Origin of the sequence: Chryseobacterium sp. HMWF035, assembly GCF_003094695.1 — a bacterium.
Taxonomy (GTDB): Bacteria; Bacteroidota; Bacteroidia; order Flavobacteriales; family Weeksellaceae; genus Chryseobacterium; species Chryseobacterium gambrini.
In genome coordinates this window covers 132,081-156,404 of record NZ_QEHP01000139.1, presented here as the reverse complement: position 1 = coordinate 156,404, position 24,324 = coordinate 132,081, and the positions used below count along the sequence as shown (strand labels likewise).

The window sequence follows — 24,324 nt, the reverse complement described above, 5'->3', positions numbered from 1 at the left end:
AAAATGTGAAGGAAATATGAAATCCTTATAGCCTTATCACTTTTTGTAATTAGATAATTTGTATGTGCTTTTAGAATGGTGTATTGTTAAGATTTTTTGTTTATTTTACTGATAGTCAGTGCTTAAGTATGAAATACGTATGCTCTTTTTTTTGTTTTATTTAGTTATGTAGTTATCATTGCAAAACAAAAAAACAAAAATGAAGATTTTATTTTTATCTGTAGCTTTATGTATATTTAGTTACAATTTTGCTCAAGTTGGAATCAATACAGAAGCTCCAAAAGCAACTTTGGATGTTACAGGAAGTCCAACAATAGCTACAAAATTAGACGGTGTTATTGCTCCCAGAATTACAGGTGAGCAATTAAGATTAAAAACATACACCACAGATCAAACAGGAGCTATTGTGTATGTAACAGCGGCAGCAATGGCTCCGCTTGATAATCAGGTGGTAAATGTTTCTGCGTCAGGATATTATTATTTTGACGGAGCTATTTGGCAAACAATGGCTGGTTCTTCTGGCGGAACTTATGTGGAACCTTGGAACGAAGCTGCTACTACAAATCCCGCAACTTCAAACACACAAAATATTTATCAAACAGGGAATGTAGGAATTGGCAATAACGATCCCACCAATGCTTTACACGTAACTGCAGTTGCTAATCCTGCAAGATTAGAAGGTTTGCAAAAAGGAAACCCTACAGAAAGTATTGTGGTTGCAGATGCTTCAGGTGTTTTGCATACACTTCCTTATCCTATACAGGTTTTACGTTTAGGCGTAAATGGCAATACAGCAGGAACCAGCTATACTTTTAACCAACTTAGCGCAATGCGTTTTGATAAGTATGATAGTTATGGTGAGTTGGGTGTGTTACCCTCATCAAATAATGATTATAATTTTGTAAACACCATTGTGGGATCTGTAATTAATGAAGGGGTAACTTTACCCTCTTTCGCCACATTCTCTGGGGAAAACACCGTTCCTACTACCAGAACTACAGATACTGTTACGTTACCAACTGGGATTTATGAATTTACTTTTAATGTAAGGGGTTTGGTAGATGATGCAAGTAATCCCAATCTTAATACAAAACTAAGGATACTTACCTCTATTAATAACAGTTATTTTAGAAAAACATATTCTGCTACAGGAGGTAATGCAGAAGCAGAAAACACCTCTTCATTTATTATGTATTTAAATGGAGACGGCAGTACCACATTTGATATAGATTTTCTAATAGAGCCAATAACAGGAAATGGGGCATTGTCTCCCAATACATTTACGGTACAAGATATTGCAAGTATGGGGTCTAATAGTTGTGGTAGTGATGTGAAAGTAATGCGAAGCGAAATTATCATCAAAAAAATAGGGACTCTAAGTATGGCAAGTAATTGTGCAGCTAAAAAGGTTTCAAAATAATAACAAAATCACAATCACAATTTAGAAAATAGGAAGAGAGTAATCAGTTGGGTTGCTCTCTTTTTGAGGACTATAAAACATTATATTTGTACAATATTTATGAAGGAAAATGATTTTTAAAGCTATTTTAATCTATTTTATATTTCTATGGAATGTTGTGTTAGTTAATGCTCAGCTTAATCCTAATTATGACAAAATATTAGAAGAACAAATGCAAAGAAACTTAGAATTAGCACAAAAAAATCCAGCAGCAGCTTTAAATTCTATAAATGCATTTTTAATCACTTCACAGAAAAGTAAAAACATTTATTATGAAATTCATGCACTGTCTTTAATAGATGCAGTTTACATGAATACGAATGAGTATAAAAAACTACTTCAGTCTTGTGAAAAAACAATAATAAAAGCTAAAGAAAGTGAAAATTTCGAAAAAGAAATAGAAGCATTAGTAAGAAAATCTTGGGCATTGATGCATTTGGGATTATTATATGATGCCAAAAAAATATTAGATGATACTGGACTTATCCTAAAGGAATTAGATGATTCAAATGATTTTCATTTAGAAATTATTGGAAATTATTGGACCTGTTATCAAGAATATTATAATGTACAGGAAAAAGATCAAGAAGCTATAAATAAAGGAAGTATTGCATTGTCTGTTTTGCAAAAAATAAAAAAAAATCAATTAAGAAATAGCAAATTAATTAATGTGTATAGCAACATAGGATCAAATTATCTTTTTCAAAAAAAAACTGATTCTTCTGCCTTTTATTTCAAAAGTGCACAAAAACTAATTCCTATAACTAAAATTTATGATATAAAAAATGAAGCCATTATCAATTCTGGTTTAGGAATGGGCTATAATATAGAAGGGAAATATAAAGAAGCAATTCCCTATCTGATGAGAGGTTTGGAGATTTCTAAACAAAATAAATATCAGGATATTTATGTAGAAACTCTTAACCAACTTTCTGTTAGTTTTGCTACTCTAAAAGACAAAAGAAACCTTTATTTATTAAAATATTTAGCTGAAAAAAAAGATTTTGAAAATAAAAATAAATTAAAATCTGAAGAAATAAGAGAGATTCAGGATAAAAACATTAGCTTTTTAGAACGTAACATCTTATTTATCATTATACTAGTAATATTGGTTTTGTTGGTGATTATGCTCTACATTTTTATGCAACGCAAAAAGAGAAAAATCTCCGAGCAAGAAAAATCCATTATTTTCGAAACCGTAAAAGAACAATCTGAAGAAATAACAGAGTTAAAAACAAAAGTAAATGATGCTTTTGAAGAAGTTTTGAATCTCGCAAAGAAAAATGATGCTTCTTTTTTAAAAAGATTCTCAGAAGTATACGGACAATTTTACAATAGACTAACTGAAAAGCATCCTGAATTAACTGATGTTCAGTTGAAGATTTTGGCTCTTTCTTACCTTAATTTTTCCACCAAAGATATTGCAATATCTACCAAAACATCACCAAGAACAGTACAGACACATAAATACAATATTCGAAAATTGATTAATATTTCTTCCGATCAAGATTTCATAAAATGGATTCGTAATTTTTAAAATCCTCATTAAAATCATGCTTAAATTAAACCTAAATCTTAGCCTTAATTATTTAGAATCATTAAAAATCTGACGAAAATCATAAAAATTTTGTCACGTTCCAAAATCTTTTTAAATTTACACCTAACAAATGTTAGTTAGTTATGGATTTTGGTGTTGAATATCTTAAGCCCGATCAATTGAGACGGCTTCAGTCTGAGCGGTTGGCAAATTTGGTAGGCTATCTTGGAGAGAAGTCTGAGTTTTATAAAAGAAAATTTAAAGAATCAGGAATATCTCCACAGGAAATAAGGTCGATTGAAGATATTACCAAACTTCCGATAACGTATAAACAGGATTTGAGAGACAATTATCCGTTCGGGTTATTTACCGTTCCGAAAAGTGAACTGCAGAGAATTCACTGTTCAAGCGGAACAACGGGAAAACCAACGGTGGTGGGATATACAAAAGAAGATGTTGATTTATTCAGCGAAGTCGTGGCGAGATCTTTGAATGCAGCAGGCGCGAAAGCGGGAATGCAGTTGCATAATGCATATGGTTACGGAATCTTCACGGGCGGATTGGGATTGCACTACGGAGCGGAAAAACTGGGAATGAGCGTTCTTCCGATTTCGGGAGGAATGACGTCAAGACAGGTCGATCTCATCATGGATTTTCAACCCGAAGTAATCTGCTGTTCGCCATCTTACGCTTTAACCATTGCTGATGAATTTGCTAAAAGAGGAATCACGGCAGAAGAAATCAGTTTAAAATATGCCGTTTTAGGTTCAGAGCCTTGGACGGAATTAATCAGACATCATATTGAAGAAAGATTAGGCGTTCATGCAACCAATATTTACGGATTAAGTGAAATTATAGGGCCGGGTGTTTCGATGGAAGATTTTGAAGAAAAAGGCGGTTCTTACATTTGGGAAGACCATTTTTACCCAGAAATTCTCGATCCGGTTACAAAAAAGCCCGTTCCTTTGGGAGAAGAAGGCGTTTTGGTGATTACGACTTTAACGAAGAAAGCAATGCCGCTTCTGCGTTACTGGACAAATGATATCACAAGTCTTTACTATGACGAAAATGGTAAAAGAACGATGGTGAAAATGCGTCCGATTTTGGGAAGAGCCGATGATATGCTGATTGTAAGAGGGGTGAATGTTTATCCAAGTCAGATAGAAGAAGCGTTTTCTCATGTAGAAGGAGTCGTTCCGAACTATTATTTAACACCTGTTGAGAAGGAACAAATGTGTGTTGCACTGGATATTGATGTTGAAATTGATGACGAATTGATCGCATCGAAAAATTTAAATCAAAATACCGACGATTATGCTATTTTTGTCGGAAACTTTGGAAAAAGTATAGAAAACGAAATAAAAAAGAGGGTAGGAATTACCACAAAAGTGAAAATTCATGCTCAGGACAGTCTTCCGAAATGCGAAGGTGGAAAAATTAACAGAATACTTAAAAAATAAATGAATTCATTTTATAAACTTAAAACGGTAAAAGTTCAGAAAGATACCAACGATGCAGTAAATGTAGCGGTTGAAATCCCTGAAGAGCTGAAGGATAAATTCAGATTCAAACAGGGGCAGTATCTTAATTTCCGAATGATGATCAACGGAAATGAAGAAAGACGTTCTTACTCCATCTGTAATGCGCCGAGTGAAAAAAGCAACACGCTGGAAGTTTTAGTGAAATTATTGGAAGGCGGAAAAGTTTCCGGTTATTTCAATGAACATCTTCACATGGATGAAATTCTTGAGGTAATGCCTCCGATGGGCGGTTTCAACACGTCTTATCATCCGACAAACGTAAAAACATACATTGGTTTGGCGGCAGGAAGTGGAATTTCTCCGGTTTTATCGAATATTAAAGAAAGTCTTTATCAGGAGCCGAATTCCAACGCGTACCTGTTCTACAGCAACAGAAGCATGAATCACGTGATGAAAAAGGCTGAAATCGATAAATTGGTAGAGCAGTTCAACGGAAGATTGAAAGTAGTTTATCTCGTAAGCCGTGAAAAGCATGAAGATCCGATTTTCGAAGGAAGAATTTCCCCTGAAAAACTGGAACATTTATTTGAAAGATATACCGATATTGATGTAAAAGAAGCCACGTATTTCATTTGCGGACCTTCGGAAATGATCAAGGGAATTGCAGATTATTTAAAGAAAGATAAAAAAGTGCCGGCGATTCAGGTTTTATTTGAATATTTTACCGCTCCTGACGAAGAAAATACGGAGGAAATGAGCGACGAGTTCAAAGCCATTGCCAACATCGAAAGTATGGTTACGGTAATTATTGATGATGATGAATATTCTTTCCATTTGAATTCAAAAAAAGAAAGTATCTTAGATAAAGCATTGAAAGACAATCTTCCTGTACCTTTTGCGTGTAAAGGAGGAGTGTGTTGTACGTGTAAAGCCGAAGTTTTGGAAGGCGAAGTCTTCATGGAAAAAAACTACGCGCTTACCGAAGAAGAAGTAGCCCGAGGTTACGTTCTTACCTGCCAGTGTCACCCGACAACCAACGTGGTGATGCTTAATTATGATGTTTAAGACAATTTGAAAATGAGTCAATGTGCTAATTTGAAAATGCCATGATTGTGTTTTAATTTCAAATTGCCTAATTCTCAAATTTTCAGATTAATTAATTTTCAAATTTAAAAAGATGGATTTAGAAAAATTTGTACAGTACGTACACGACGAAAATAAAGTAGAACCAAAAGATGTAATGCCGGATGATTACAGAAAACTATTGGTTCGTCAGATTTCACAGCACGCACATTCTGAAATTGTCGGAATGTTGCCGGAAGCCAACTGGATTTCCAGAGCACCTTCTTTGAGAAGAAAAATGGCTCTTTTGGCGAAAGTTCAGGACGAAGCAGGTCACGGTTTATACCTTTATTCTGCGACAGAAACTTTAGGTGATGGAACCATCAGAGCAGACAGAGATGCAACGTATGAAGATATGCTTTCAGGAAAAGCGAAATATTCAAGTATCTTCAACTATCCGACTTTAAGCTGGGCAGATATTGGTGCCATCGGTTGGTTGGTTGATGGTGCTGCGATCATGAATCAGGTCATGTTGATGGGAAATTCTTACGGTCCTTACTCAAGAGCGATGGTGAAAATCTGTAAAGAAGAATCTTTCCACCAAAGACAGGGTTATGAAATTTTAATGGCTCTTTGCCGCGGTACAAAACAGCAGAAAGAAATGGCTCAGGCTTCGTTAAACCGTTTCTGGTGGCCTGCTTTAATGATGTTTGGTCCAAACGATGACAGTTCGCCAAACTCCAAAATCTCGATGAATTACAGAGTGAAAAGAGAAAGCAACGACAGTCTTCGTCAGAGATTCATTGATGTTACCGTTGCTCAGGCTGAATTCTTGGGATTAACCATTCCGGATAAAGATCTGAAATGGAACGAAGAAAGACAGCATTACGATTTCGGAGAGCTTCCATGGGATGAATTTATGGAAATCTTAAAAGGAAATGGTCCTGCCAACAAAAAGCGTATCGAAACGAAGAGAAAAGCCCAAAGAGAAAATTCCTGGGTAAAAGAAGCGGCAGCAGCTTTTGCAGAAAAACAACAAAAAGAGGTAATATAATTTGAAAATGTGCTAATTTGAGAATTTGAAAATGACCTTAGCGGTTTTATTTATGATCAAATTTTCAATTACGACACTTAATCAATTTTCAAATTAACGAATTTTCAAATTTTCAAATTAATTATGGCAAATTTAGATATGTGGGAAGTGTTTATTCAGACTAAACCGGGATTGTCCCACAAACACGTTGGAATTGTACAGGCGCCAACAGCAGAAATGGCTTTGCAAAACGCAAGAGACGTGTATACAAGAAGAAAAGAAGGAACTTCTGTTTGGGTAGTCCCAAGTAAATACATTGTAACTTCGGAAGGAGTGGATAAAGAAGCATTCTTCGATCCGGCTGATGACAAATTATACCGTCACCCAACCTTCTACGAGATCCCGAACGATGTAAAAAATATGTAAAACAGCAATTGGCTGTTAGCTGCTTGCAATTTGCCAAAAGCTAAACGCCAAAAGCCAAAAGCTAAAACAATGAACCCATTATATAATTATTTATTAAAATTGGCAGACGACAGTTTCATTATGGGACAGCGTTTGTCTGCGTGGTGCGGTGAAGGTCCTTATCTGGAGGAAGATATTGCATTAACGAATATTGCGCTGGATGAACTTGGTCAGGCGAACAACTTTTACGTTTACGCTTCAAGACTTTTAGACGACGGAAAATCTGAAGATGATATCGCCTTTTTAAGATATGAACACGAATATGTAAATGCACACTGGACAGAACTTCCGAACGAAGATTATGCCCAGACGATTTTAAAAGTGTATGTTTTTGCAGTATATCAGAAACTGATGTATGAAGCATTGTCCAATTCAGCAAATGAAGAATTGGCGGCAATTGCTCAAAAATCTTTGAAAGAAGTAAAATACCATTACACGCACGCTGCTTCCTGGATGAAAATTTTCGCTCAGGGAACAGAAGAAAGTAAGAGCCGTCTGGTAAAAGCCATTGAAAATATTTGGGAATATACGAAAGGTTTATTCGCAAAAACAGAAGGAGAAGATGATTTGGTAGCTTTAAATATTGCTCCGAATACAGATGCTCTTTATGAGGAATTTTTAGCGATCACCCAAAAAGATTTTGCAGATTTCCAGTTAGAATATCCTACAAATCCTTTCATGCAGCCAAAATCCAGAACAGGATATCACACAGAATATTTTGGATATATCCTTTGTGAATTACAGTATATGCAGAGAGCATATCCGGGCTGTACTTGGTAAAAAAATCAATGAGTTAATTTGAAAATGTGCTAATTTGAAAATTGAGGAGTGCCATAAATTTTCAAATTACCCAAATTTTCAAATTTTCAAATTAATTATGAAAAATCCTTTAGACATATTAGAAATGGTTCCCGATCCGGAAATTCCGGTAATTAATATCGTGGAATTAGGTATTGTAAGAGAGGCGAAAATTACTGGCGAGAATTCCTGCGAAGTAACGATTACGCCTACTTATTCTGCCTGTCCCGCCATGTTTACCATTGAGGAAGACATCATCAAAATTATGAAGGAAAACGGATGGGAAGCGAAAGTGGTCACCAAAATGTTTCCGATCTGGACGACGGACTGGTTAACAGATGAAGCGAGAGAAAAACTTCGGGTATACGGAATTACCCCTCCCGAAAAAGGAGCCGACGAACATCACATCGGGAAACCGAAAAAATGTCCGCGTTGTGGTTCCATGAACTCAAAACAGATCAGCAGATTCGGGTCTACCTTATGTAAGGCTTCGTATCAGTGTTTAGACTGTTTAGAACCTTTTGACTATTTTAAATGTCACTAAACAATTTGAAAATGTGCTAATTTGAAAATGAGTAAATTAGTGGTGAACTAAAATTTTCAAATTGTCTAATTTTCAAATTAAAAAATTATAAACTATGTATACACAACTCGATATTGAGTCGCATTTCGACGGAAAACTTAAAATTGCTTATCTCAATCAGCCGGATACCATGAACGCGCTTACAAAGCCGTCTTTATCAGATCTGAAAGATTTTGTAAAAGAATGCAGTGAAGATCCTGCAGTAAGATGCGTGGCAATTTCCGGAAGAGGAAGAGCTTTTTGTTCCGGTCAGAATCTGGATGATGCTTTTGTTCAGGGCAATGAACATCATGACAACGATATCATCAGAAAAATTGTAACAGATTATTACAATCCTTTGGTAATGGAAATTACCCACTGCAAAAAACCGGTTGTAGCGTTGGTAAACGGTCCTGCAGTTGGAGCCGGGGCGATGTTGGCGTTGATCTGCGATTTTGTTCTGGCAAATGAAAAAGCTTATTTTGCTCAGGCTTTCTCCAATATCGGATTGATTCCAGATACGGGTGGAACCTATTTTTTACCAAAATTACTGGGAAGACAATTAGCCAATTATTTAGCATTTACCGGAAAAAAATTATCCGCGGAAGAATCTAAATCATACGGTTTGGTTGCTGAAGTTTTCACTGAAGAAGAATTCAGTTCAAAATCACTGGAAATTTTAGAAAGAGTATCCAATATGCCTACAGTTGGTTTAAAATTAACCAAAAAGGCATTTGCACATTCTTATGACAATACGCTGAAGCAGCAGTTGGAATTAGAAGGTGATCTGCAACAGAAAGCCGCAGAAACAGAAGACTTTAAAGAAGGAGTAAGCGCCTTTTTACAGAAAAGAAAACCTGAGTATAAAGGGAAATAAGAATTAATATAGCAATGTACCAATGTAACAGTTTACCAATGAAATGCTTCAGCTAGCTCAGAATGGAAAAGATTGTTACATTGTTACATTGATACACTGTTACATTATGAAAAATGTAGGAATTATCGGTGCCGGAACTATGGGAATCGGCATTGCACAGGTAGCCGCAACGAACGGATGCAAAGTCTGGATTTATGACGCTAATGCAAAACAAGTAGAAACGGCAACCGTAGGTCTGGAAAAAACATTGACTAAACTGGTTGATAAACAGAAAATTTCATCAGAGAAAATGACTGAAATTTTAGCCAATATTTCCATTGCTACAGAATTAAAAGACTTCAAAGATTGTGAATTGATCATTGAAGCCATCATCGAAAACAAAGAAATTAAGACCAAAGTTTTCACAGAATTAGAGAAACACGTTTCAGAAAGCTGTGTTATTGGTTCCAATACTTCTTCCATTTCCATCACTTCTCTTGGTGCGGAATTACAGAAACCGGAGCGTTTCATCGGAATTCACTTCTTCAATCCGGCTCCGTTGATGCCTTTAGTTGAGGTTATTCCATCTTTATTAACCGAAAAATCTTTAGCGGAAAAAATCTACAGTCTGATGAAAGATTGGGGAAAAACTCCGGTTATTGCCAAAGATATTCCCGGATTTATCGTCAACAGAATTGCTCGTCCTTTTTATGGTGAAGGGTTGAGAATTGTTGAGGAAAACATCGCAACGGTAGAACAGGTTGATGATGCCATGAAAACTTTAGGTAACTTTAAAATGGGACCTTTTGAGTTAATGGATTTAATCGGAGTTGACGTGAATTTCTCGGTAACCAAAACCGTTTATAACGAATATTTCTACGATCCGAAATACAAACCGTCTCTTCTACAGCAAAGAATGTCGGAAGCCAAACTTCACGGCAGAAAAACGGGAAAAGGGTTTTACGATTATTCGGAAGGAGCTGTTAAAGAAGAACCTGTGAATGATGATGTACTTTATCATCAAATATTCATGAGAATTATTTCCATGCTGATTAACGAAGCCGTAGAAGCAAAAAGATTAGGCGTGGCGAATGACGAAGATATCGAACTCGCAATGCAGAAAGGCGTAAATTATCCCAAAGGTTTATTGGCATGGGGAAAAGAAATAGGATATGCTAAAATCTCCGAAACGTTGCAGGATCTTTATGAAGAGTATCAGGAAGAAAGATACAGACAAAGCCCGTTGCTTCGTAAATTGAATTAAAAAATTTGAAAATGTGCTAATTTGAAAATTGATTACAGCAGGTTTTGATTTTCAAATTTTCAAATTGATTTAATTTTCAAATTAAAATTATGGATATAGAATCATTCAGAGCCGAACTTGAAACAAGACTTATCATTGAAAAAGAATACATCATTCAGGAACTTTCTTCGATTGAAGATTATCAGGAAAAACTTGAATTATTAGGCAAATTCAATGAAAAATATAAAGAGCTGATTAAAAGATTAGCGAATGAATTTGGAATTGATTTACATGAACATTTTCAAACAGAAGATCCATCAAATTCCGAAAATCTTTCATACCATCAGATTATTCTTGGCAAAACCATGGCGGTTTACGACAAGTTGGCTGATGAATTATATGAAGAAATAACAACTATAAATTAAAAATGAATCCGAGACAGGTTGCAGAATATATGTTCGATCAGGATTATTTTTCCCAATGGATGAATATCAAACTGATTGAAGTCAGAGAAAATTATTGTTTAATAGAAATGCCCATTAAAAAAGAAATGATTAACGGGCTGAAAACAGTTCACGGAGGCGTTACGTTCGCTTTTGCAGATTCTGCATTGGCATTTTCATCCAACAATTCCGGAGACGCTGCCGTTGCTTTAAACTGCATCATCAATTTTACAAAAGCAGGAAAAGAAGGCGATACTTTCAGAGCAGAAAGTATTTTGGTAAATGAAACCAGAAAAACCGCTGTTTATGACATTAAAATTACCAATCAAAACGAAGAATTGGTGGCAAAATTTGTCGGAACAGTTTATAAAATAGGAAAAAAAGTAACGGAATTATAAATTTGAAAATTTGGAAATGAGGCAATTTGAAAATTATTTTTTACTGCTTTTTTTCATTTTCAAATTTTCAAATTAACACATTTTCAAATTAAATAAAATGAACAACGTATATATAATTGACTACATCAGAACTCCCATTTCAAAATTGAGCGGAGGTCTTTCAGAAGTAAGAGCCGACGATTTGGCTGCCATTGTTATTAAAGAAATTGTAGCGAGAAATCCTGAAGTTCCTGTTGAGGAAATTGAGGACGTTATTTTCGGATGTGCCAATCAGGCAGGTGAAGACAACAGAAACGTAGCCAGAATGGGGCTTTTATTGGCTGGACTTCCATATAAAATCGGAGGGGAAACGGTGAATAGATTGTGTGCTTCAGGAATGTCTGCGGTGGCAAATGCTTTCCGTTCTATTGCTGCAGGAGAAGGTGAAATTTATATCGCAGGTGGAGTAGAACACATGACGCGTTCTCCTTATGTAATGTCAAAACCAAGTACAGCTTTCGGTAGAGATAGCCAAATGTTTGATACCACTTTCGGATGGAGATTTGTAAATCCGAAAATGAAAGAAATGTATGGGATTGATGCAATGGGTGAAACGGCTGAAAATTTAGCAGACATCCACAACATCAGCCGTGAAGATCAGGATAAATTTGCCCTTTGGTCTCAGCAGAAAGCCACCAAAGCTCAGGAAACCGGAAGACTGGCAGAAGAAATTGTAAAAGTTGAAATTCTTCAGAAAAAAGGCGAACCGAAAATATTTGATACCGACGAATTTATCAAACCGACTTCTTCAATGGAAGGATTAGGAAAACTTCGCCCGGCTTTCAGAAAAGAAGGAACGGTAACCGCAGGAAATGCTTCCGGAATGAATGACGGAGCAGCAGCTTTAATTTTAGCAAGTGAAGAAGCTGTAAAAAAATATGGATTGAAGCCAAAAGCGAAAATCTTAGGATCTTCCGTTGCCGGAGTTGAACCAAGAATTATGGGAATCGGACCTGTAGAAGCCACTCAGAAACTATTAAAAAGACTGAATCTTTCATTAGACGATATGGATATCATCGAATTGAATGAAGCATTTGCCGCTCAGGCTTTAGCCGTAACAAGAACCTTAGGTTTAAAAGATGACGATTCAAGAGTAAATCCAAACGGAGGCGCCATCGCAATCGGTCATCCACTTGGAGTTTCAGGAGCCAGAATCGTTGGTTCAGCAGCAATGGAACTTCAAAAACAGGATAAGAAATATGCATTGTGTACACTTTGTATCGGTGTAGGACAAGGGTATGCGATGGTGATTGAACGAGTTTAATTTGAAAATGAGCTAATTTGAGAATTTGAAAATACTATTCACAGCGTTTTAATTTTCAAATTGGCACATTGTCAAATTTCCAAATTGATTTATTTTCAAATTAAAATTATGAATATCTACTCATATCACGGAATTCGACCGATAATAAAACCTTCCGCGTACGTTCACCCGCAAGCGGTGATCATCGGAAATGTGGAAATTGGCGAAGAAGTTTATGTCGGTCCCAATGCGGTGATTCGTGGCGACTGGGGTAAAATTATTGTGAAAGACGGTGCCAATGTTCAGGAAAACTGTACCCTTCACGTTTTTCCGGGAATTGAAACTATTTTAGAAGAATCTGCACACATCGGTCATGGTGCGATTATCCATTCCGGACATATCGGAAAAAATTGTCTGGTCGGAATGAATTCAGTCGTGATGGACAAAGCGGTCATCGGAGATGAATGTATCATCGGTGCTTTAGCTTTTGTTCCGGCAAACTTCAGATGTGATGCAAGAAAATTGATTGTCGGAAGTCCTGCAAAAATCATCCGCGATGTTTCCGATGAAATGATTAAATGGAAAACAGAAGGAACAAAACTGTATCAGGAATTGGCAAGAGAAGGAAAAGATGCTATTTTGCCTTGTGAACCTTTTACAGAATATGTTCAGCAGATTCCTACGAAAGTTGTAGATTACAGCATCTGGGATGATATTAAGTAAAATTAAATAATTTGAAAATGTGCTAATTTGAAAATTTTATCATAGGAAACTAATTTTCAAATTGACTCATTCTCAAATTTTCAAATTAGATAAATATGGAAAAGTTAAAAAACTATATCTACGGCGAGTGGATCGAAGGAAACGGAAACGGAATTCCTTTATATAACGCTGTTAATGGAGAGCAGGTTGCTGTTTCTGACACAGAAGGTCTGAATTTTGAGCAGGCTTTGGATTACGGAAGAACAGTAGGCTACAAAAACCTTTCATCCATGACGTTCTACGATCGTGGTGAAATGTTGAAAAAAGTAGCGCTTTACCTTTTAGAAAGAAAGAAAAAATATTACGAATTATCATATAAGACAGGAGCTACTCATGTAGATTCATGGGTAGATATTGAAGGAGGTTTCGGTACTTTCTTTACGTATTCAGGATTGGCAAAAAGAATGCTTCCAAATACGCCGTTTTGGGTAGATGGAGATACGCAGAAAATTTCAGCAAATGGAACTTTCTTAGGAACTCATATTTTAACACCAAGTGAAGGGGTTTCCATTCAGATTAATGCCTATAACTTTCCGGTTTGGGGAATGTTGGAAAAACTATCCACCTCTTTATTGGCGGGGGTTCCATCCATTGTGAAACCTTCTCCGTTTGGTTCTTATTTAACGAATGCCGTCTTTCAGGATATGATTGAAAGCGGAATCCTTCCTGAAGGAGCGGTTCAGCTGGTTTGTGGTGATCCGGGAAATATTCTGGATTATGTTCAGGATGGAGATTCTGTGCTGTTTACAGGTTCTGCAAATACAGGGAGAAAATTAAAATCTCTGCCTTCAATTGCAGGAAATGCCGTTCGTTTCAATATGGAAGCTGATTCTTTGAACTGTTCAATTCTTGGATTGGATGCAAAACTGGGAACTCCGGAATTTGATTTATTCATTAAAGAAGTCCGTAATGAAATGACGACAAAAGCCGGACAAAAATGTACAGCGATCCGTAGAATCATCGTTCCTGAAAACTTGATCGGAGACGTTCAGAATGCTTTGTCCAAAGCTTTAGACCAGACAAAAATCGGAAACCCGTTGAGTAGGGAAACAAGAATGGGTTCTTTGGTGGGAAAACAGCAGTATGACGAAGTTGTAAGAAAAATAAATTTATTAAAAGCTGAAACAGAACTGGTTTACGACGGAAAGCACGAATTGGTAGATGCCGATTACGAAAACGGAGCATTTATGAGTCCGAAACTCTTCCTGAATGATAAACCTTTTGAAAAAAATATTTCTCACGATGTCGAAGCATTTGGTCCGGTTTCTACATTAATGCCTTACAAAGATGCGGAAGAAGCGGCGGCGTTGGCAAAAAGAGGAAAAGGAAGTTTGGTAGGTTCCATCGTTTCTCATGATAATAATTTCGTTGCCGAAACGTCTTGGAAAATGGCTTCACAGCACGGAAGAATTTTTGTATTGAACAGAGACAGCGCGAAAGAAAGTACGGGTCACGGTTCTCCGCTTCCGACTTTAATGCACGGCGGTCCCGGAAGAGCAGGAGGAGGAGAGGAAATGGGCGGATTGAACGGTCTTCATTTCTTCCTTCAGAAAACAGCTATTCAGGGTTCTCCGGATATTTTAACAGCCATTACAAAGATTTATCAGCAGGGAGCTGAGAAAAAATATTCAGATAAACATCCGTTCCAGAAATATTTTGAAGAAGTTGAGGTGGGAGATTCTCTGGAAACAGCAGGAAGAACGGTTACCGATGCAGATATCGTGAATTTCTCCAATGTTTCTTGGGATCATTTCTACGCACACACCGATGCAACGAGCTTAACAGGAACTATATTTGATAAAACCGTTGCTCATGGCTATTTCATTCTTTCAGCAGCGGCAGGATTGTTTGTTTCAGGGAAAAAAGGACCGGTTATCGCAAATTACGGACTGGAAAACTGTTCGTTCTTCAAGCCGGTTTATGCAGGAGATACCATTACGGTGTATTTAACGGCGAAAGAAAAAATCAATCGTGGCGTAAAAGGAAGAAACATTCCTTCAGGGGTTGTGAAATGGTTGGTTGAAGTAGTAAATCAGAGAGATGAGATCGTTTGTGTTGCTACTATTTTAACTTTGGTGGCAAAACAATCTCCTTTTATTGATTTAAACTTAAAAAAAATTCAGAAAATGCTGAATGGATTAACAGAATCTACTCAGCCAAGCTGGGGTAAAATGTCTCCACAACAAATGATTGAACATTTGGAGCATGGGGTTTTGGTAAGTCTTGGCGAACCTGAAGCAGACAACTGTTTCACTCCTGAAGAGCAATTGGAAAAATGGCAGGATTCTTTGTATAATCACCGAAAAATGCCAAAAGATTTCCCTGCGCCGTTTTTAGCGGATGACGAAAAACTATTGGAGTTAAGACATAAAAATCTTGAAGCAGCAAAACAGTCTTTCATTGATAATTTTAAAAGATTTATCATTTATTACAAAGAAAATCCACAGGCAGAACACCTGAATTTCGTTTTCGGAAAACTGAATAAGGAAATGTGGGAACTGATGCATAAGAAACACTTTACACATCATTTTGAGCAGTTTGGATTGATTTAAATTCAGAAGATGATATAAGGCAGCATTCTCTAACGAATTGCTGCTTTTTAATTGTATAACTATTTGATTAAATTGTTTTTAAATGATTTTATTGCTAACTTTAGGATGCGAAATCCGAAAAGCATAAAGAGTAGGAACAATCATTAAAACTAAATCATTATGAAAAACTTAAAAAAACTGTCAAGACCAGAGTTGAGAGCCATTGAAGGATCTGGTCCAAACTGGTCTTGTACACCAACTTCGTGTCCTAAAGGAAGCTGCTGTATTCCCGGAAGCTGGCCGAGTACTCCAAGAGCGTGCGTTATTTGTGCAGATTCTTAGTCGTACAAATAAATTTCATGTATCATTTTACTTAGCCTGTTTCGGTTAAAATAATTCTAAACACCCTTTCAGCTTGTGTTGAAAGGGTGTTTTATAATTTTATGTTAAAAAACTTATGGATAGTTATGTCTTTATTTTTATTCCTTATTTTAAGGCTTAAAATTAAATCATAAAAGAAATGAACGAAAACTGGCTACAGAAATATGAAGAAGTAAAAAATGTTCTCATATGTCCGACGGATTTGGAAACTTATTTTACGTCTGATGAAATTGCAGGGCAGCCATTGGAAACGATGGAAATCGGAAATGTTTCCCTTCCTTCCGGAAAAATAGTGGTGAGGGATCCGCTTGTGAATCTGAATGCCAATCAATCACCTTATTTTATTCAGGCTCCGCAAGGAAATTTTCCGGTAACGGTTGCCGTGGTAAAATCTGAAGATTGGGGAGATAGATATGCTGTTGTAAAAGTTGAATTTGCAAAAGAAAAGCCTATTATTTACAGGGAGGCTTTAGTAGGAATTGAGGAATTGGAGGATGTAAGTGAAGATGATTTCTTTGGTTTTGAGGTAGATGCGGGACTAGGCTGTATTGCTGATGCGGAAGTGCTTCCTTTTGTGGATAAATTTTTTGATGAAGCAGATATTGATAATGTTTACGACGATTATTTTGCCGATTTATTTGAGCAAAGCTATCAGGAAAATCCTAAAAACCAGAGAGATGAAGGAGATTGGATCAACTGGAAGGTTCCGAATACAGAATACCGGATTCCTATGTTTGCAAGTGGTTTTGGCGATGGTATTTATCCTGTTTATTTTGCCTATGATGCAAATGGAAATATTTGTGGATTGTACATTCAGTTCATTGATGTTGAATTGGCCTTAAGCGAAGATGGAGATGAGGATGATGTAGATTAAAAAGATCAGCCAGATAATTTTTTTCTTAAAAACCAAATATGACGAAAAATTTTGCTGAGGAAGTAGTAGAATTTAATCGAAAGTTACATTACTCCGGAAATCTTCCCGAAGATTTTCAGGTTTTAAACCCATATCTTGATAATCCTGAAACCATGATTGTCATGGAAAAGTTTTATCTGAAATATTACAATGACAGCCATCAAAGGAAATTTTTAATCGGAATTAACCCAAGTCGTCACGGAGCCGGAGTTACAGGCGTACCGTTTACCGATACCAAACGTCTGAATGCGGTTTGCGGAATTAAAATGGAATCTGCTCATACCCACGAAGTTTCTTCGGTCTTTATGTATGATATGATTGGGCAGTATGGTGGAGCAGAAGAGTTTTACAAAGATGTTTACATCAACTCACCATTTCCTTTGGCGATTGTAAGAAAATCGAAATGCAGCTGGATCAATGCCAATTATTATGATGATAAAGAACTTTTTAAAGATGTAAAAGACTTCATGATCGATTCTTTAAAAAAGCATATCACGCTAAATCTCAACACTTCGGAAGTTTTTATTTTGGGTAAAAAAAATGCAGATTTTATTTCAAAATTAAATAAGGAAGCCAATTTATTTGAAAAAATGACGGTTTTGGAACATCCGAGATACATTCAGCAGTATAAATCCAAAGAGAAACAATTGTATATCGATAAATATATTCTCACACTGAAAAATTAAAACTCTCTGAATTTCTCAGAGAGTTTTTAGAACGGTGATATTAAATATCGCCAGAACGAGGGAAAATATGATAATCCCCCGATCTCTCAGGGGATATCATCACAATATTATGCTTTAAAATCTTTCACGGTTCAATTGCTTGTCCTAATGAATTTCATAGTTATTAGTTCTTACTTCTTACTTTAATAATAAGCGTATTACTTTCTAATAATTTTGTAAGATTCTTTAGAAGATTTTACCGTGTAAACACCTTTTGGAAGATCAGAAATGTCTGATTCGTTTGTTCCTTTTTGTGTTTCAATTGTTTTTACTAATTGCCCGTTTTGGCTGTACACCTCAAACTTACTGTTTTCCTCAGTTTTAATTGTCAATGGACCGCTTGTTGGGTTAGGATAAATCCCTGAATCTTTTTTCGATGATCTTACTTCATTGGCAGCTAATACAATTCCCGGATCTTTTACCCATGTAAATGCATCCAGAGCTAGGTATTGAAAATTTCCGCCGGCTGTAATCTGTAGCTGATCGATGACGATGTTGCTATAGTTTTGTCCGTTCAGATTCGTCATATCAATAAGAGTATATCCGTTGGCAGTACTGGTTGTTGCAGTAAAACCTGTCGTTTTAGTTTGTGTAAACTTTGTTACTCCGGAAAGTTTTCCTGTAATAGTAAGTGTCCCTGCAACTCCTAGTGTTGTGTTGGCAGCAGCAGCGTACACCCAGAATCTATTTACTTTAAACAAATTAGAAGTTGTTTTAATACTGAACGATGTCCCTGCAGATTGATTTCCCGCTCCTGAGTTATCAATATACCGGTTGTCAGCTGAAGTTCCATTCCATCCTGTTCCCGGATATGCAGCCTGAATGTCATAAGTATTTACATTCGATATAATATTGAACATCACCCCATTATCCGTAAAGCTTGTGCTTCCGTTAGATTCTGTTTCATACTGTTCTGTACTGGTCTGCCCAAATGTTAATATTGACAGAAAAAGAGCACAGATGGTAGAAAGTAAAGTACTTTTCATGATTTAAATTTTAAGGTTGATAATTTATTGTCTGGATGGGAAAATGCCTACTGCACAGATGATATAATTCAGACCTAAGTAAGGAGGCATATTATTGATAGGCAAATTCTGGCCTGTAAAACTTACTGAAGCCGAATTGATTACCGTATCCGGAGCTGCCTCTACAAAGCTTGGGACAGTGATAAAATCTCTTCCTGCCTGTGTTCCGGAAACAGCAATGGAAGAAGATGAAGATGGGGTAGAACTCGTTGCATTCGATTTAGAAACTCTTAGCTGGCTCATCATTGATGGCAGGTTTGAGCTGAGAAGAGTGGTCTGAGGATTTCCTGCAGCTTCTCCTAAAGCAACGCTTTTTCCTGTATTGGATGCTCCTGCACCAATTGGCGCGCGCCCATTAAGGTTTGGTAAGGCAAATGTTGTTCTTCCGTCACCTCCATAAGTAGTACCCAGAATGGCAAAAAGCGCCTGATTTTGATTGATGTTTAATAATGCGCCATTGCAGAACATATATCCTCTTGGTGCAAAATTTCCTGCAAAAAGCTTAATGGTTCCTATTAATTCTTCGTCCATGATGATTGTATTTGGTTGTTAGTATTTTTAAAATTATGGTCTTGATGGGTAAATTCCCTCTACACAGATAATGTAGTTGATTCCTAAATAAGGAGGCATATTGTTAACAGGTAAATTCTGCCCTATAAAAACAACAGACTGTGGATATATTACCGTATCCGGAGCTGCATCTACAAAACTTGGGACAGCTATAAAATCTCTTCCCGCCTGAGTACCGCTTACGGCAAGCGATGTTGTAATTGAAGGTATAGCCGTTGTCGCATTAGCTGAAGATACTTTCAGTTGGCTTGCAAAACTTGGCATATTGGAAGAAAGGATGGTGTTTGTTGGAGTTCCGTCCTCTTCACCCAGTTCATAAGATTGACCTGTAGTAGAATTCCCTGTACCGATTGGGAATCGTCCGTTAAGATTGGGCAGGGCAAAAGTTCTGACACCATCACCGCCGTAAGTTGTTCCTAAGATTGAAAAAAGAGCAGTGTACTCCGAAATGCTTAGAAGGGCTCCGTTGCAGAACATGTAGCCTCTAGGTGCAAAATTGCCTGCGAATACTTTGATTACGCCCATTAATTCGTCGTCCATGATAATATAATTTTCAGTTTTTTTAAATTCCTACTCTGTTCATGGCTTTTCGGATACCGCCAAAAAATCTTTAAAAACTTATGTCTTATTGACATGTCAAAGTAACGACAATAGAATAATTCACAGTAGAGTAGAAAATACCAAATTGCAGATTACGTATTTTTACGGATTGATTGTAAATATAATAATTATTTGTTTTATTTAACAAATATATAATTGCGTAATTTGGTTATGATTAAATTATTAATCTTAATATATATTTATATTATTGTATGTTGTAATTTTATATATTTTCATATTTCTTTTGTGTGAAAGAAAATAATGCGAATATTCAAACGTTTTATTTATTGAAGTTTATTCTCTCAGAACGCGTTCTATTTAGTATTTTTGTGAAAATCCAATTAAAACTAAAAATGAGCGAATTTGTAGTATCAGAACTAAAGAACAATATTGCCGAAATTACATTCGGAACACCCAAAAGCAATTCTCTTCCGGGAGCAATTCTTGAAAAATTAGCACAGACTATTTTAGATGAAGGAGCAAAAGAGAATGTAAAAGCCATTCTTGTAAAAAGTGAAGGTGAAAAAGCTTTCTGTGCAGGAGCGAGTTTTGATGAACTTCTGGAAATTGAAGAACTGGAAAAATCGACAAAATTTTTCGGAGGTTTCGCCAAAGTTCTGAATGCTATGAGAAACTGTGGTAAAATAGTTGTGGTAAGAGTTCAGGGGAAAACAACTGGTGGTGGAGTAGGAATTGCCTGTGGAGCAGATTATTGTTTCGCTACAAAAGATTCGGCATTAGCTTTAACGGAAATCAATCTGGGAATCGGACCTTTCGTGATCGGACCTTATGTGGAAAGAAAAATCGGAAAGTCTCAGTTTTCAGCCATGGCGATTGATGCAGATTTCAGATCTGCAGAATGGGCAGAACAGCACAATATCTATCATTCGGTTTCAGAAACTATTGAAGAAATGGATGCAAAGCTGGAAAAATTCCTTCAGACTCTGGCTTCAAGAAGCAGCGATGCTCTGGCTTTAATTAAAAAAGTTTCATGGGAAGGAACAGATCATTTTAACGAACTGATGCCTGCAAGAATTCATATGAGTGCAAGTCTGATTCTGGAAGATTCTGCAAAAAAGAATATTGAATCCATTAAAGAACGATTAAGAGCAAAGTAATTTATACATTGAGCCGTTGAGAAATCAGCGGCTTTTTTTTGAAATAAATTCTAAATTTCCCAAAAAAATATTTTGCAGATTCAAAATAAATAATAACTTTGTAATTCAAAGTTCTTTTTATGGAATCAAAAAACTATCACGAAGACTTATCACACATTCGCTCTATGATGGAGCGTTCTTCCAGATTTATTTCTTTGAGCGGGTTGTCCGGAGTTGTTGCGGGATTAGCAGCAATTATCGGAGCAGTGTATGTCTATTTTGTTTTTCAGAGAGAGGGAATTGATTATTTTGATGGAGAAAGAAATATTTTCGGACCTTCCTTGGTGAAAGAACTTGTCATCATCGGCATTGTTATTTTAGGGGTTGCATTGCTCAGTGGTTATATTTTCACAGCCAATAAAAGCAAAAAGAAAGGTTTGAAGATCTGGGATGCGACAACTAAAAGACTTTTGGTTACCTTTGCAGTTCCTTTGGTAACGGGAGGTTTCTTTTGTCTGGCGCTTCTTTATCATCATCTTTTTGTGTTTATTGCTCCGGCAACACTGCTGTTCTACGGACTGGCTTTGGTAAGTGCGGAAAGATACACATTAACAGATATAAAATATTTAGGTTATTGCCAGATTGTTTTAGGATTAATTTCCTTGTTCTTTTTAGGATGGGGACTGGTTTTCTGGACGATTGGGTTTGGTGCTTTGCATATCGTGTATGGATTGATAATGCATAAGAAATACAAATAGAATTGTGAAAAAATGGGGGATATTTTTAATCATAATTTTTGCAATGGTTATCTGCAGAACTTATGTATTTTGGATATTTTTCTCTTACGACACAATTAAAGAAAGAACGGTTTTAGATATTGCCAACGAGAAACTGAAAAATCGGTTAAAGGAAACTGGAAGTAATACATCTGTAGAAGATCTCATTCAGGATTCTTTGAAAGAAACTGCTTCTACCCTTAGTTTTTCATTTGATAAATGTGATCATGAAACGGATAAATTAGTAGAAACCAAAAAAGCAAACTGTATCGGTTACTCAGCATTTTTAGCTTCTGTTATTCAGTTTAAATTGAAGCAGAGCGGACTGCAAAATGATTGGAAGGTTCATCATAACGTCGGAGAAATTTATTTAATGAATGAAAATATCAACAGACATTTTAATTCTGAATTTTTCAGAGATCATGATTTTGTAACCGTTGAAAATGTAAAGACAAAGGAAACAATCGGTGTTGATGCAACAGTGTATGATTATTTCAGAATAGACAGGATAAAATTAAAATGATAAATATAAATCAACTCAACAAAGAATTCGAAAGCCGTGTAAGATTGGGCATTATGTCCGTTCTCATGGTAAACGACTGGGTTGATTTCTCAGAAATGAAAAGCCTGCTGGAAATTACGGACGGAAATCTTGCCAGTCACAGCAACGCGCTGGAAAAAGCAGCATATATAGAAGTGAAGAAAGAATTTGTAGGCAAGAAACCCAAAACATCGTATCGGGTAACCCAAAGTGGAAGAGAAGCCTTTACAGAGCATCTTAATGCTTTGGAAAAATTACTCGGAAAATAGAGATTAAATTTTTTTATTTTTAAACTTTGAAATACAAAGTACTTTTAATAATTTAAAATGAAAATTATGACTTTAGAAAAACAAAAAACAACCATCATTTTCGCTGTTCCTGCATTATTGATGCTTACGGCATTTTTTGCCAATCTTTTTGCAGAAGGCTGGAACTGGTCTCCTGCTGGTTTTATTATTGCCGGAACTTTACTTTTCGGAACCGCATTCTTTATTGATCTGGTTATTCGATCGAAAAAAGCTTTGACTTATAAACTGATGATCTGCTTTGCGATTTTATTAGTCCTGGCTTTAGTGTGGATCGAATTGGCAGTCGGGCTTTTCGAAACTCCTTTTGCGGGAAGCTAATGTTGTAAAAAAACTAAAACATAAATGAACAGGAAAACATTTTTAAAAAAGATCTTTCAGCTTTCTGTAATAGGAGCATTTCCTCTTCTCTATTCATGGCAGATCGAACCGTTTTGGCTTGAGTTTGTAGAACGGAAACTTCCAATTAAAAATTTACCCCAAAATCTTGAAGGAAAAATTCTGATGCAGATTTCTGATCTCCACGTCGGAACCCGCTTCGACTGGAATTTCATTATCGATTCTTTTCAGAAAGCTAAAAAGTACAATCCCGACTTTGTGGTGTATACAGGAGATTTTGTTAATCGGGGAGGAGCTAAAGAAACGGAAGACCTTAAAAAAGTGATGCAACACGCTGTGTTGGGAAATCTGGCAACATTCGGTATCCTAGGAAATCACGATTACGGAAAAGACTGGCAGGATCTTCAGTCGTCCGACAATATCTGCAATATTCTGGAAAGCTTCGGAATCACAATGCTGAATAATGCGCAACAGGAAAGTAACGGACTGAATTTTATCGGTTTTGAAGATTTATGGTCGCCTAATTTTGCACCACAGAAAGTGATGAAAGATTATGATCCTTCTAAGGCAAATATTATTCTCTGCCATAATCCCGATGCCTGTGATAAAGATATCTGGAATGGTTATCAGGGTTGGATTCTGAGCGGACATACGCATGGAGGACAATGCAGAATTCCCGGAGTCATTACGCCTCTGCTTCCCGTGAAAAACAGAAAATATATTTCCGGAGAAGTTGATCTTGAAGATGGAAGAATGCTTTATATCAATCGTGCTTTGGGCCATTCTTTTCAGGTTCGCTTTATGGTGCGTCCGGAAATTACGGTTTTTACACTCATAAATGATGAAAAGTAAATATAACAACATTGCATTGATTTATTTCTCTGCAAGTTGGTTGATCGGAATTTTAATTATAGCAGGCATGATATTTAAAATTAGTGATGATCTTGTTGTGACTTTGATTTTTTTATCAGCAATGAATCTGATTATTAATCTATTTTCAATGATTTTGCTGTTTGCTTTTATATTTATTTTTCCTGAAAACCGCGGTCAATTTAAAAATTCTTTGGTATTGATGATGTTTAATTTTCCAATTATCTTTTTTCTATACTTAGCCATATCATTAACTTAAAATAACATAAT

Annotated in this window: 28 protein-coding genes; 25 read left to right on the top strand and 3 right to left on the bottom strand. The window is 36.3% G+C overall.

Features of this window, described 5'->3' with window-relative positions; genetic code table 11:
- Window positions 1-199 precede the first annotated feature (199 nt).
- The 18 genes from DD829_RS24255 to DD829_RS21685 all read left to right on the top strand — a co-directional run bounded on the left by DD829_RS24255 (window position 200) and on the right by DD829_RS21685 (window position 17,892).
- Entirely contained in the window at window positions 200-1,420 is a 1,221-nt protein-coding gene (locus DD829_RS24255) for a hypothetical protein (RefSeq protein WP_228408262.1), read from the top strand.
- 109 nt (window positions 1,421-1,529) lie between these two features.
- Window positions 1,530-2,996 carry a tetratricopeptide repeat protein gene (locus DD829_RS21760; RefSeq protein ID WP_116548140.1) on the top strand — a complete coding sequence of 489 codons (1,467 nt, stop codon included), beginning with the start codon at window positions 1,530-1,532 and terminating at the stop codon, window positions 2,994-2,996.
- A 143-nt stretch (window positions 2,997-3,139) separates the two neighbouring features.
- Window positions 3,140-4,456, top strand: coding sequence for a phenylacetate--CoA ligase family protein (locus DD829_RS21755; protein ID WP_116548139.1), 1,317 nt, complete (start codon window positions 3,140-3,142; stop codon window positions 4,454-4,456).
- A complete protein-coding gene (locus tag DD829_RS21750) occupies window positions 4,457-5,542 on the top strand; it encodes a 2Fe-2S iron-sulfur cluster-binding protein (RefSeq protein WP_076395146.1) in 1,086 nt (361 codons plus the stop codon).
- Window positions 5,543-5,654: 112 nt separating this feature from the next.
- On the top strand, window positions 5,655-6,593 hold the full coding sequence (paaA, locus tag DD829_RS21745) for a 1,2-phenylacetyl-CoA epoxidase subunit PaaA (protein ID WP_108409168.1): 939 nt from the start codon (window positions 5,655-5,657) through the stop codon (window positions 6,591-6,593).
- A 123-nt stretch (window positions 6,594-6,716) separates the two neighbouring features.
- Window positions 6,717-6,998, top strand: coding sequence for a 1,2-phenylacetyl-CoA epoxidase subunit PaaB (paaB, locus tag DD829_RS21740; RefSeq protein ID WP_002981782.1), 282 nt, complete (start codon window positions 6,717-6,719; stop codon window positions 6,996-6,998).
- A gap of 30 nt (window positions 6,999-7,028) precedes the next feature.
- The gene (gene paaC / locus DD829_RS21735) at window positions 7,029-7,817 is read left to right on the top strand and encodes a 1,2-phenylacetyl-CoA epoxidase subunit PaaC (protein ID WP_108409167.1); all 789 of its coding nucleotides are present in this window, start codon (window positions 7,029-7,031) and stop codon (window positions 7,815-7,817) included.
- A gap of 97 nt (window positions 7,818-7,914) precedes the next feature.
- Window positions 7,915-8,379, top strand: a complete 465-nt coding sequence (paaD, locus tag DD829_RS21730) for a 1,2-phenylacetyl-CoA epoxidase subunit PaaD (RefSeq protein ID WP_116548138.1) — start codon at window positions 7,915-7,917, stop codon at window positions 8,377-8,379.
- A gap of 94 nt (window positions 8,380-8,473) precedes the next feature.
- Window positions 8,474-9,274, top strand: a complete 801-nt coding sequence (locus DD829_RS21725) for an enoyl-CoA hydratase-related protein (protein ID WP_108410385.1) — start codon at window positions 8,474-8,476, stop codon at window positions 9,272-9,274.
- Between the two features lie 106 nt (window positions 9,275-9,380).
- Complete coding sequence (locus DD829_RS21720) at window positions 9,381-10,517, top strand: 3-hydroxyacyl-CoA dehydrogenase NAD-binding domain-containing protein (protein ID WP_108410386.1); 1,137 nt, start codon at window positions 9,381-9,383, stop codon at window positions 10,515-10,517.
- 89 nt (window positions 10,518-10,606) lie between these two features.
- Entirely contained in the window at window positions 10,607-10,921 is a 315-nt protein-coding gene (locus DD829_RS21715) for a hypothetical protein (RefSeq protein WP_116548137.1), read from the top strand.
- Window positions 10,922-10,923: 2 nt separating this feature from the next.
- A complete protein-coding gene (locus DD829_RS21710) occupies window positions 10,924-11,337 on the top strand; it encodes a PaaI family thioesterase (RefSeq protein WP_029297542.1) in 414 nt (137 codons plus the stop codon).
- A gap of 97 nt (window positions 11,338-11,434) precedes the next feature.
- Window positions 11,435-12,640 carry a 3-oxoadipyl-CoA thiolase gene (gene pcaF, locus DD829_RS21705; RefSeq protein ID WP_108411179.1) on the top strand — a complete coding sequence of 402 codons (1,206 nt, stop codon included), beginning with the start codon at window positions 11,435-11,437 and terminating at the stop codon, window positions 12,638-12,640.
- 108 nt (window positions 12,641-12,748) lie between these two features.
- Window positions 12,749-13,342 (top strand): transferase hexapeptide repeat family protein, encoded by a 594-nt coding sequence (locus tag DD829_RS21700; protein WP_076395268.1) that lies wholly within the window; start codon window positions 12,749-12,751, stop codon window positions 13,340-13,342.
- Between the two features lie 95 nt (window positions 13,343-13,437).
- Window positions 13,438-15,933 carry a phenylacetic acid degradation bifunctional protein PaaZ gene (gene paaZ, locus DD829_RS21695; RefSeq protein ID WP_108411178.1) on the top strand — a complete coding sequence of 832 codons (2,496 nt, stop codon included), beginning with the start codon at window positions 13,438-13,440 and terminating at the stop codon, window positions 15,931-15,933.
- A gap of 159 nt (window positions 15,934-16,092) precedes the next feature.
- On the top strand, window positions 16,093-16,254 hold the full coding sequence (locus DD829_RS23880; protein WP_165762953.1) for a bacteriocin-like protein: 162 nt from the start codon (window positions 16,093-16,095) through the stop codon (window positions 16,252-16,254).
- A 178-nt stretch (window positions 16,255-16,432) separates the two neighbouring features.
- On the top strand, window positions 16,433-17,167 hold the full coding sequence (locus DD829_RS21690; RefSeq protein ID WP_185140327.1) for a DUF4241 domain-containing protein: 735 nt from the start codon (window positions 16,433-16,435) through the stop codon (window positions 17,165-17,167).
- A gap of 38 nt (window positions 17,168-17,205) precedes the next feature.
- Complete coding sequence (locus DD829_RS21685; RefSeq protein ID WP_108411096.1) at window positions 17,206-17,892, top strand: SMUG2 DNA glycosylase family protein; 687 nt, start codon at window positions 17,206-17,208, stop codon at window positions 17,890-17,892.
- 197 nt (window positions 17,893-18,089) lie between these two features.
- Here DD829_RS21685 and DD829_RS21680 read toward each other — a convergent pair whose 3' ends face one another.
- From DD829_RS21680 to DD829_RS21670, 3 genes are read right to left on the bottom strand one after another with little or no spacing between them, the layout of a single operon-like run.
- Complete coding sequence (locus tag DD829_RS21680) at window positions 18,090-18,917, bottom strand: T9SS type A sorting domain-containing protein (RefSeq protein ID WP_108411095.1); 828 nt, start codon at window positions 18,915-18,917, stop codon at window positions 18,090-18,092.
- 24 nt (window positions 18,918-18,941) lie between these two features.
- Window positions 18,942-19,487, bottom strand: a complete 546-nt coding sequence (locus tag DD829_RS21675; protein ID WP_108411094.1) for a phage tail protein — start codon at window positions 19,485-19,487, stop codon at window positions 18,942-18,944.
- A gap of 33 nt (window positions 19,488-19,520) precedes the next feature.
- On the bottom strand, window positions 19,521-20,066 hold the full coding sequence (locus DD829_RS21670; protein ID WP_108411093.1) for a phage tail protein: 546 nt from the start codon (window positions 20,064-20,066) through the stop codon (window positions 19,521-19,523).
- Between the two features lie 413 nt (window positions 20,067-20,479).
- Here DD829_RS21670 and DD829_RS21665 point away from each other — a divergent pair, with 413 nt between their 5' ends.
- The 7 genes from DD829_RS21665 to DD829_RS21635 all read left to right on the top strand — a co-directional run bounded on the left by DD829_RS21665 (window position 20,480) and on the right by DD829_RS21635 (window position 24,313).
- Window positions 20,480-21,244: an enoyl-CoA hydratase/isomerase family protein gene (locus DD829_RS21665; protein ID WP_108411092.1), complete on the top strand. Its 765-nt coding sequence runs from the start codon at window positions 20,480-20,482 to the stop codon at window positions 21,242-21,244.
- A gap of 119 nt (window positions 21,245-21,363) precedes the next feature.
- Window positions 21,364-21,981: a hypothetical protein gene (locus tag DD829_RS21660; protein WP_108411091.1), complete on the top strand. Its 618-nt coding sequence runs from the start codon at window positions 21,364-21,366 to the stop codon at window positions 21,979-21,981.
- Window positions 21,982-22,024: 43 nt separating this feature from the next.
- A complete protein-coding gene (locus DD829_RS21655) occupies window positions 22,025-22,522 on the top strand; it encodes a hypothetical protein (protein ID WP_108411090.1) in 498 nt (165 codons plus the stop codon).
- On the top strand, window positions 22,519-22,809 hold the full coding sequence (locus DD829_RS21650) for a winged helix-turn-helix domain-containing protein (protein WP_076395182.1): 291 nt from the start codon (window positions 22,519-22,521) through the stop codon (window positions 22,807-22,809). The genes DD829_RS21655 and DD829_RS21650 overlap by 4 nt, the downstream gene beginning before the upstream one ends.
- Window positions 22,810-22,875: 66 nt before the next feature.
- Complete coding sequence (locus tag DD829_RS21645) at window positions 22,876-23,166, top strand: hypothetical protein (protein ID WP_116548144.1); 291 nt, start codon at window positions 22,876-22,878, stop codon at window positions 23,164-23,166.
- 24 nt (window positions 23,167-23,190) lie between these two features.
- Window positions 23,191-24,036, top strand: coding sequence for a metallophosphoesterase (locus DD829_RS21640; RefSeq protein WP_108411176.1), 846 nt, complete (start codon window positions 23,191-23,193; stop codon window positions 24,034-24,036).
- Window positions 24,023-24,313 carry a hypothetical protein gene (locus tag DD829_RS21635; RefSeq protein WP_123906960.1) on the top strand — a complete coding sequence of 97 codons (291 nt, stop codon included), beginning with the start codon at window positions 24,023-24,025 and terminating at the stop codon, window positions 24,311-24,313. The genes DD829_RS21640 and DD829_RS21635 overlap by 14 nt, the downstream gene beginning before the upstream one ends.
- The last annotated feature ends 11 nt before the right edge of the window (window positions 24,314-24,324 follow it).

Coding starts and splice junctions, on each gene's coding strand:
- DD829_RS24255 (WP_228408262.1), top strand. CDS start 200: ATGAAGATTTTATTTTTATCTGTAGCTTTATGTATATTTAGTTACAAT.
- DD829_RS21760 (WP_116548140.1), top strand. CDS start 1,530: ATGATTTTTAAAGCTATTTTAATCTATTTTATATTTCTATGGAATGTT.
- DD829_RS21755 (WP_116548139.1), top strand. CDS start 3,140: ATGGATTTTGGTGTTGAATATCTTAAGCCCGATCAATTGAGACGGCTT.
- DD829_RS21750 (WP_076395146.1), top strand. CDS start 4,457: ATGAATTCATTTTATAAACTTAAAACGGTAAAAGTTCAGAAAGATACC.
- paaA (WP_108409168.1), top strand. CDS start 5,655: ATGGATTTAGAAAAATTTGTACAGTACGTACACGACGAAAATAAAGTA.
- paaB (WP_002981782.1), top strand. CDS start 6,717: ATGGCAAATTTAGATATGTGGGAAGTGTTTATTCAGACTAAACCGGGA.
- paaD (WP_116548138.1), top strand. CDS start 7,915: ATGAAAAATCCTTTAGACATATTAGAAATGGTTCCCGATCCGGAAATT.
- DD829_RS21725 (WP_108410385.1), top strand. CDS start 8,474: ATGTATACACAACTCGATATTGAGTCGCATTTCGACGGAAAACTTAAA.
- DD829_RS21720 (WP_108410386.1), top strand. CDS start 9,381: ATGAAAAATGTAGGAATTATCGGTGCCGGAACTATGGGAATCGGCATT.
- DD829_RS21715 (WP_116548137.1), top strand. CDS start 10,607: ATGGATATAGAATCATTCAGAGCCGAACTTGAAACAAGACTTATCATT.
- DD829_RS21710 (WP_029297542.1), top strand. CDS start 10,924: ATGAATCCGAGACAGGTTGCAGAATATATGTTCGATCAGGATTATTTT.
- pcaF (WP_108411179.1), top strand. CDS start 11,435: ATGAACAACGTATATATAATTGACTACATCAGAACTCCCATTTCAAAA.
- DD829_RS21700 (WP_076395268.1), top strand. CDS start 12,749: ATGAATATCTACTCATATCACGGAATTCGACCGATAATAAAACCTTCC.
- paaZ (WP_108411178.1), top strand. CDS start 13,438: ATGGAAAAGTTAAAAAACTATATCTACGGCGAGTGGATCGAAGGAAAC.
- DD829_RS23880 (WP_165762953.1), top strand. CDS start 16,093: ATGAAAAACTTAAAAAAACTGTCAAGACCAGAGTTGAGAGCCATTGAA.
- DD829_RS21690 (WP_185140327.1), top strand. CDS start 16,433: ATGAACGAAAACTGGCTACAGAAATATGAAGAAGTAAAAAATGTTCTC.
- DD829_RS21685 (WP_108411096.1), top strand. CDS start 17,206: ATGACGAAAAATTTTGCTGAGGAAGTAGTAGAATTTAATCGAAAGTTA.
- DD829_RS21680 (WP_108411095.1), bottom strand. CDS start 18,917: ATGAAAAGTACTTTACTTTCTACCATCTGTGCTCTTTTTCTGTCAATA.
- DD829_RS21675 (WP_108411094.1), bottom strand. CDS start 19,487: ATGGACGAAGAATTAATAGGAACCATTAAGCTTTTTGCAGGAAATTTT.
- DD829_RS21670 (WP_108411093.1), bottom strand. CDS start 20,066: ATGGACGACGAATTAATGGGCGTAATCAAAGTATTCGCAGGCAATTTT.
- DD829_RS21665 (WP_108411092.1), top strand. CDS start 20,480: ATGAGCGAATTTGTAGTATCAGAACTAAAGAACAATATTGCCGAAATT.
- DD829_RS21660 (WP_108411091.1), top strand. CDS start 21,364: ATGGAATCAAAAAACTATCACGAAGACTTATCACACATTCGCTCTATG.
- DD829_RS21655 (WP_108411090.1), top strand. CDS start 22,025: ATGGTTATCTGCAGAACTTATGTATTTTGGATATTTTTCTCTTACGAC.
- DD829_RS21650 (WP_076395182.1), top strand. CDS start 22,519: ATGATAAATATAAATCAACTCAACAAAGAATTCGAAAGCCGTGTAAGA.
- DD829_RS21645 (WP_116548144.1), top strand. CDS start 22,876: ATGACTTTAGAAAAACAAAAAACAACCATCATTTTCGCTGTTCCTGCA.
- DD829_RS21640 (WP_108411176.1), top strand. CDS start 23,191: ATGAACAGGAAAACATTTTTAAAAAAGATCTTTCAGCTTTCTGTAATA.
- DD829_RS21635 (WP_123906960.1), top strand. CDS start 24,023: ATGATGAAAAGTAAATATAACAACATTGCATTGATTTATTTCTCTGCA.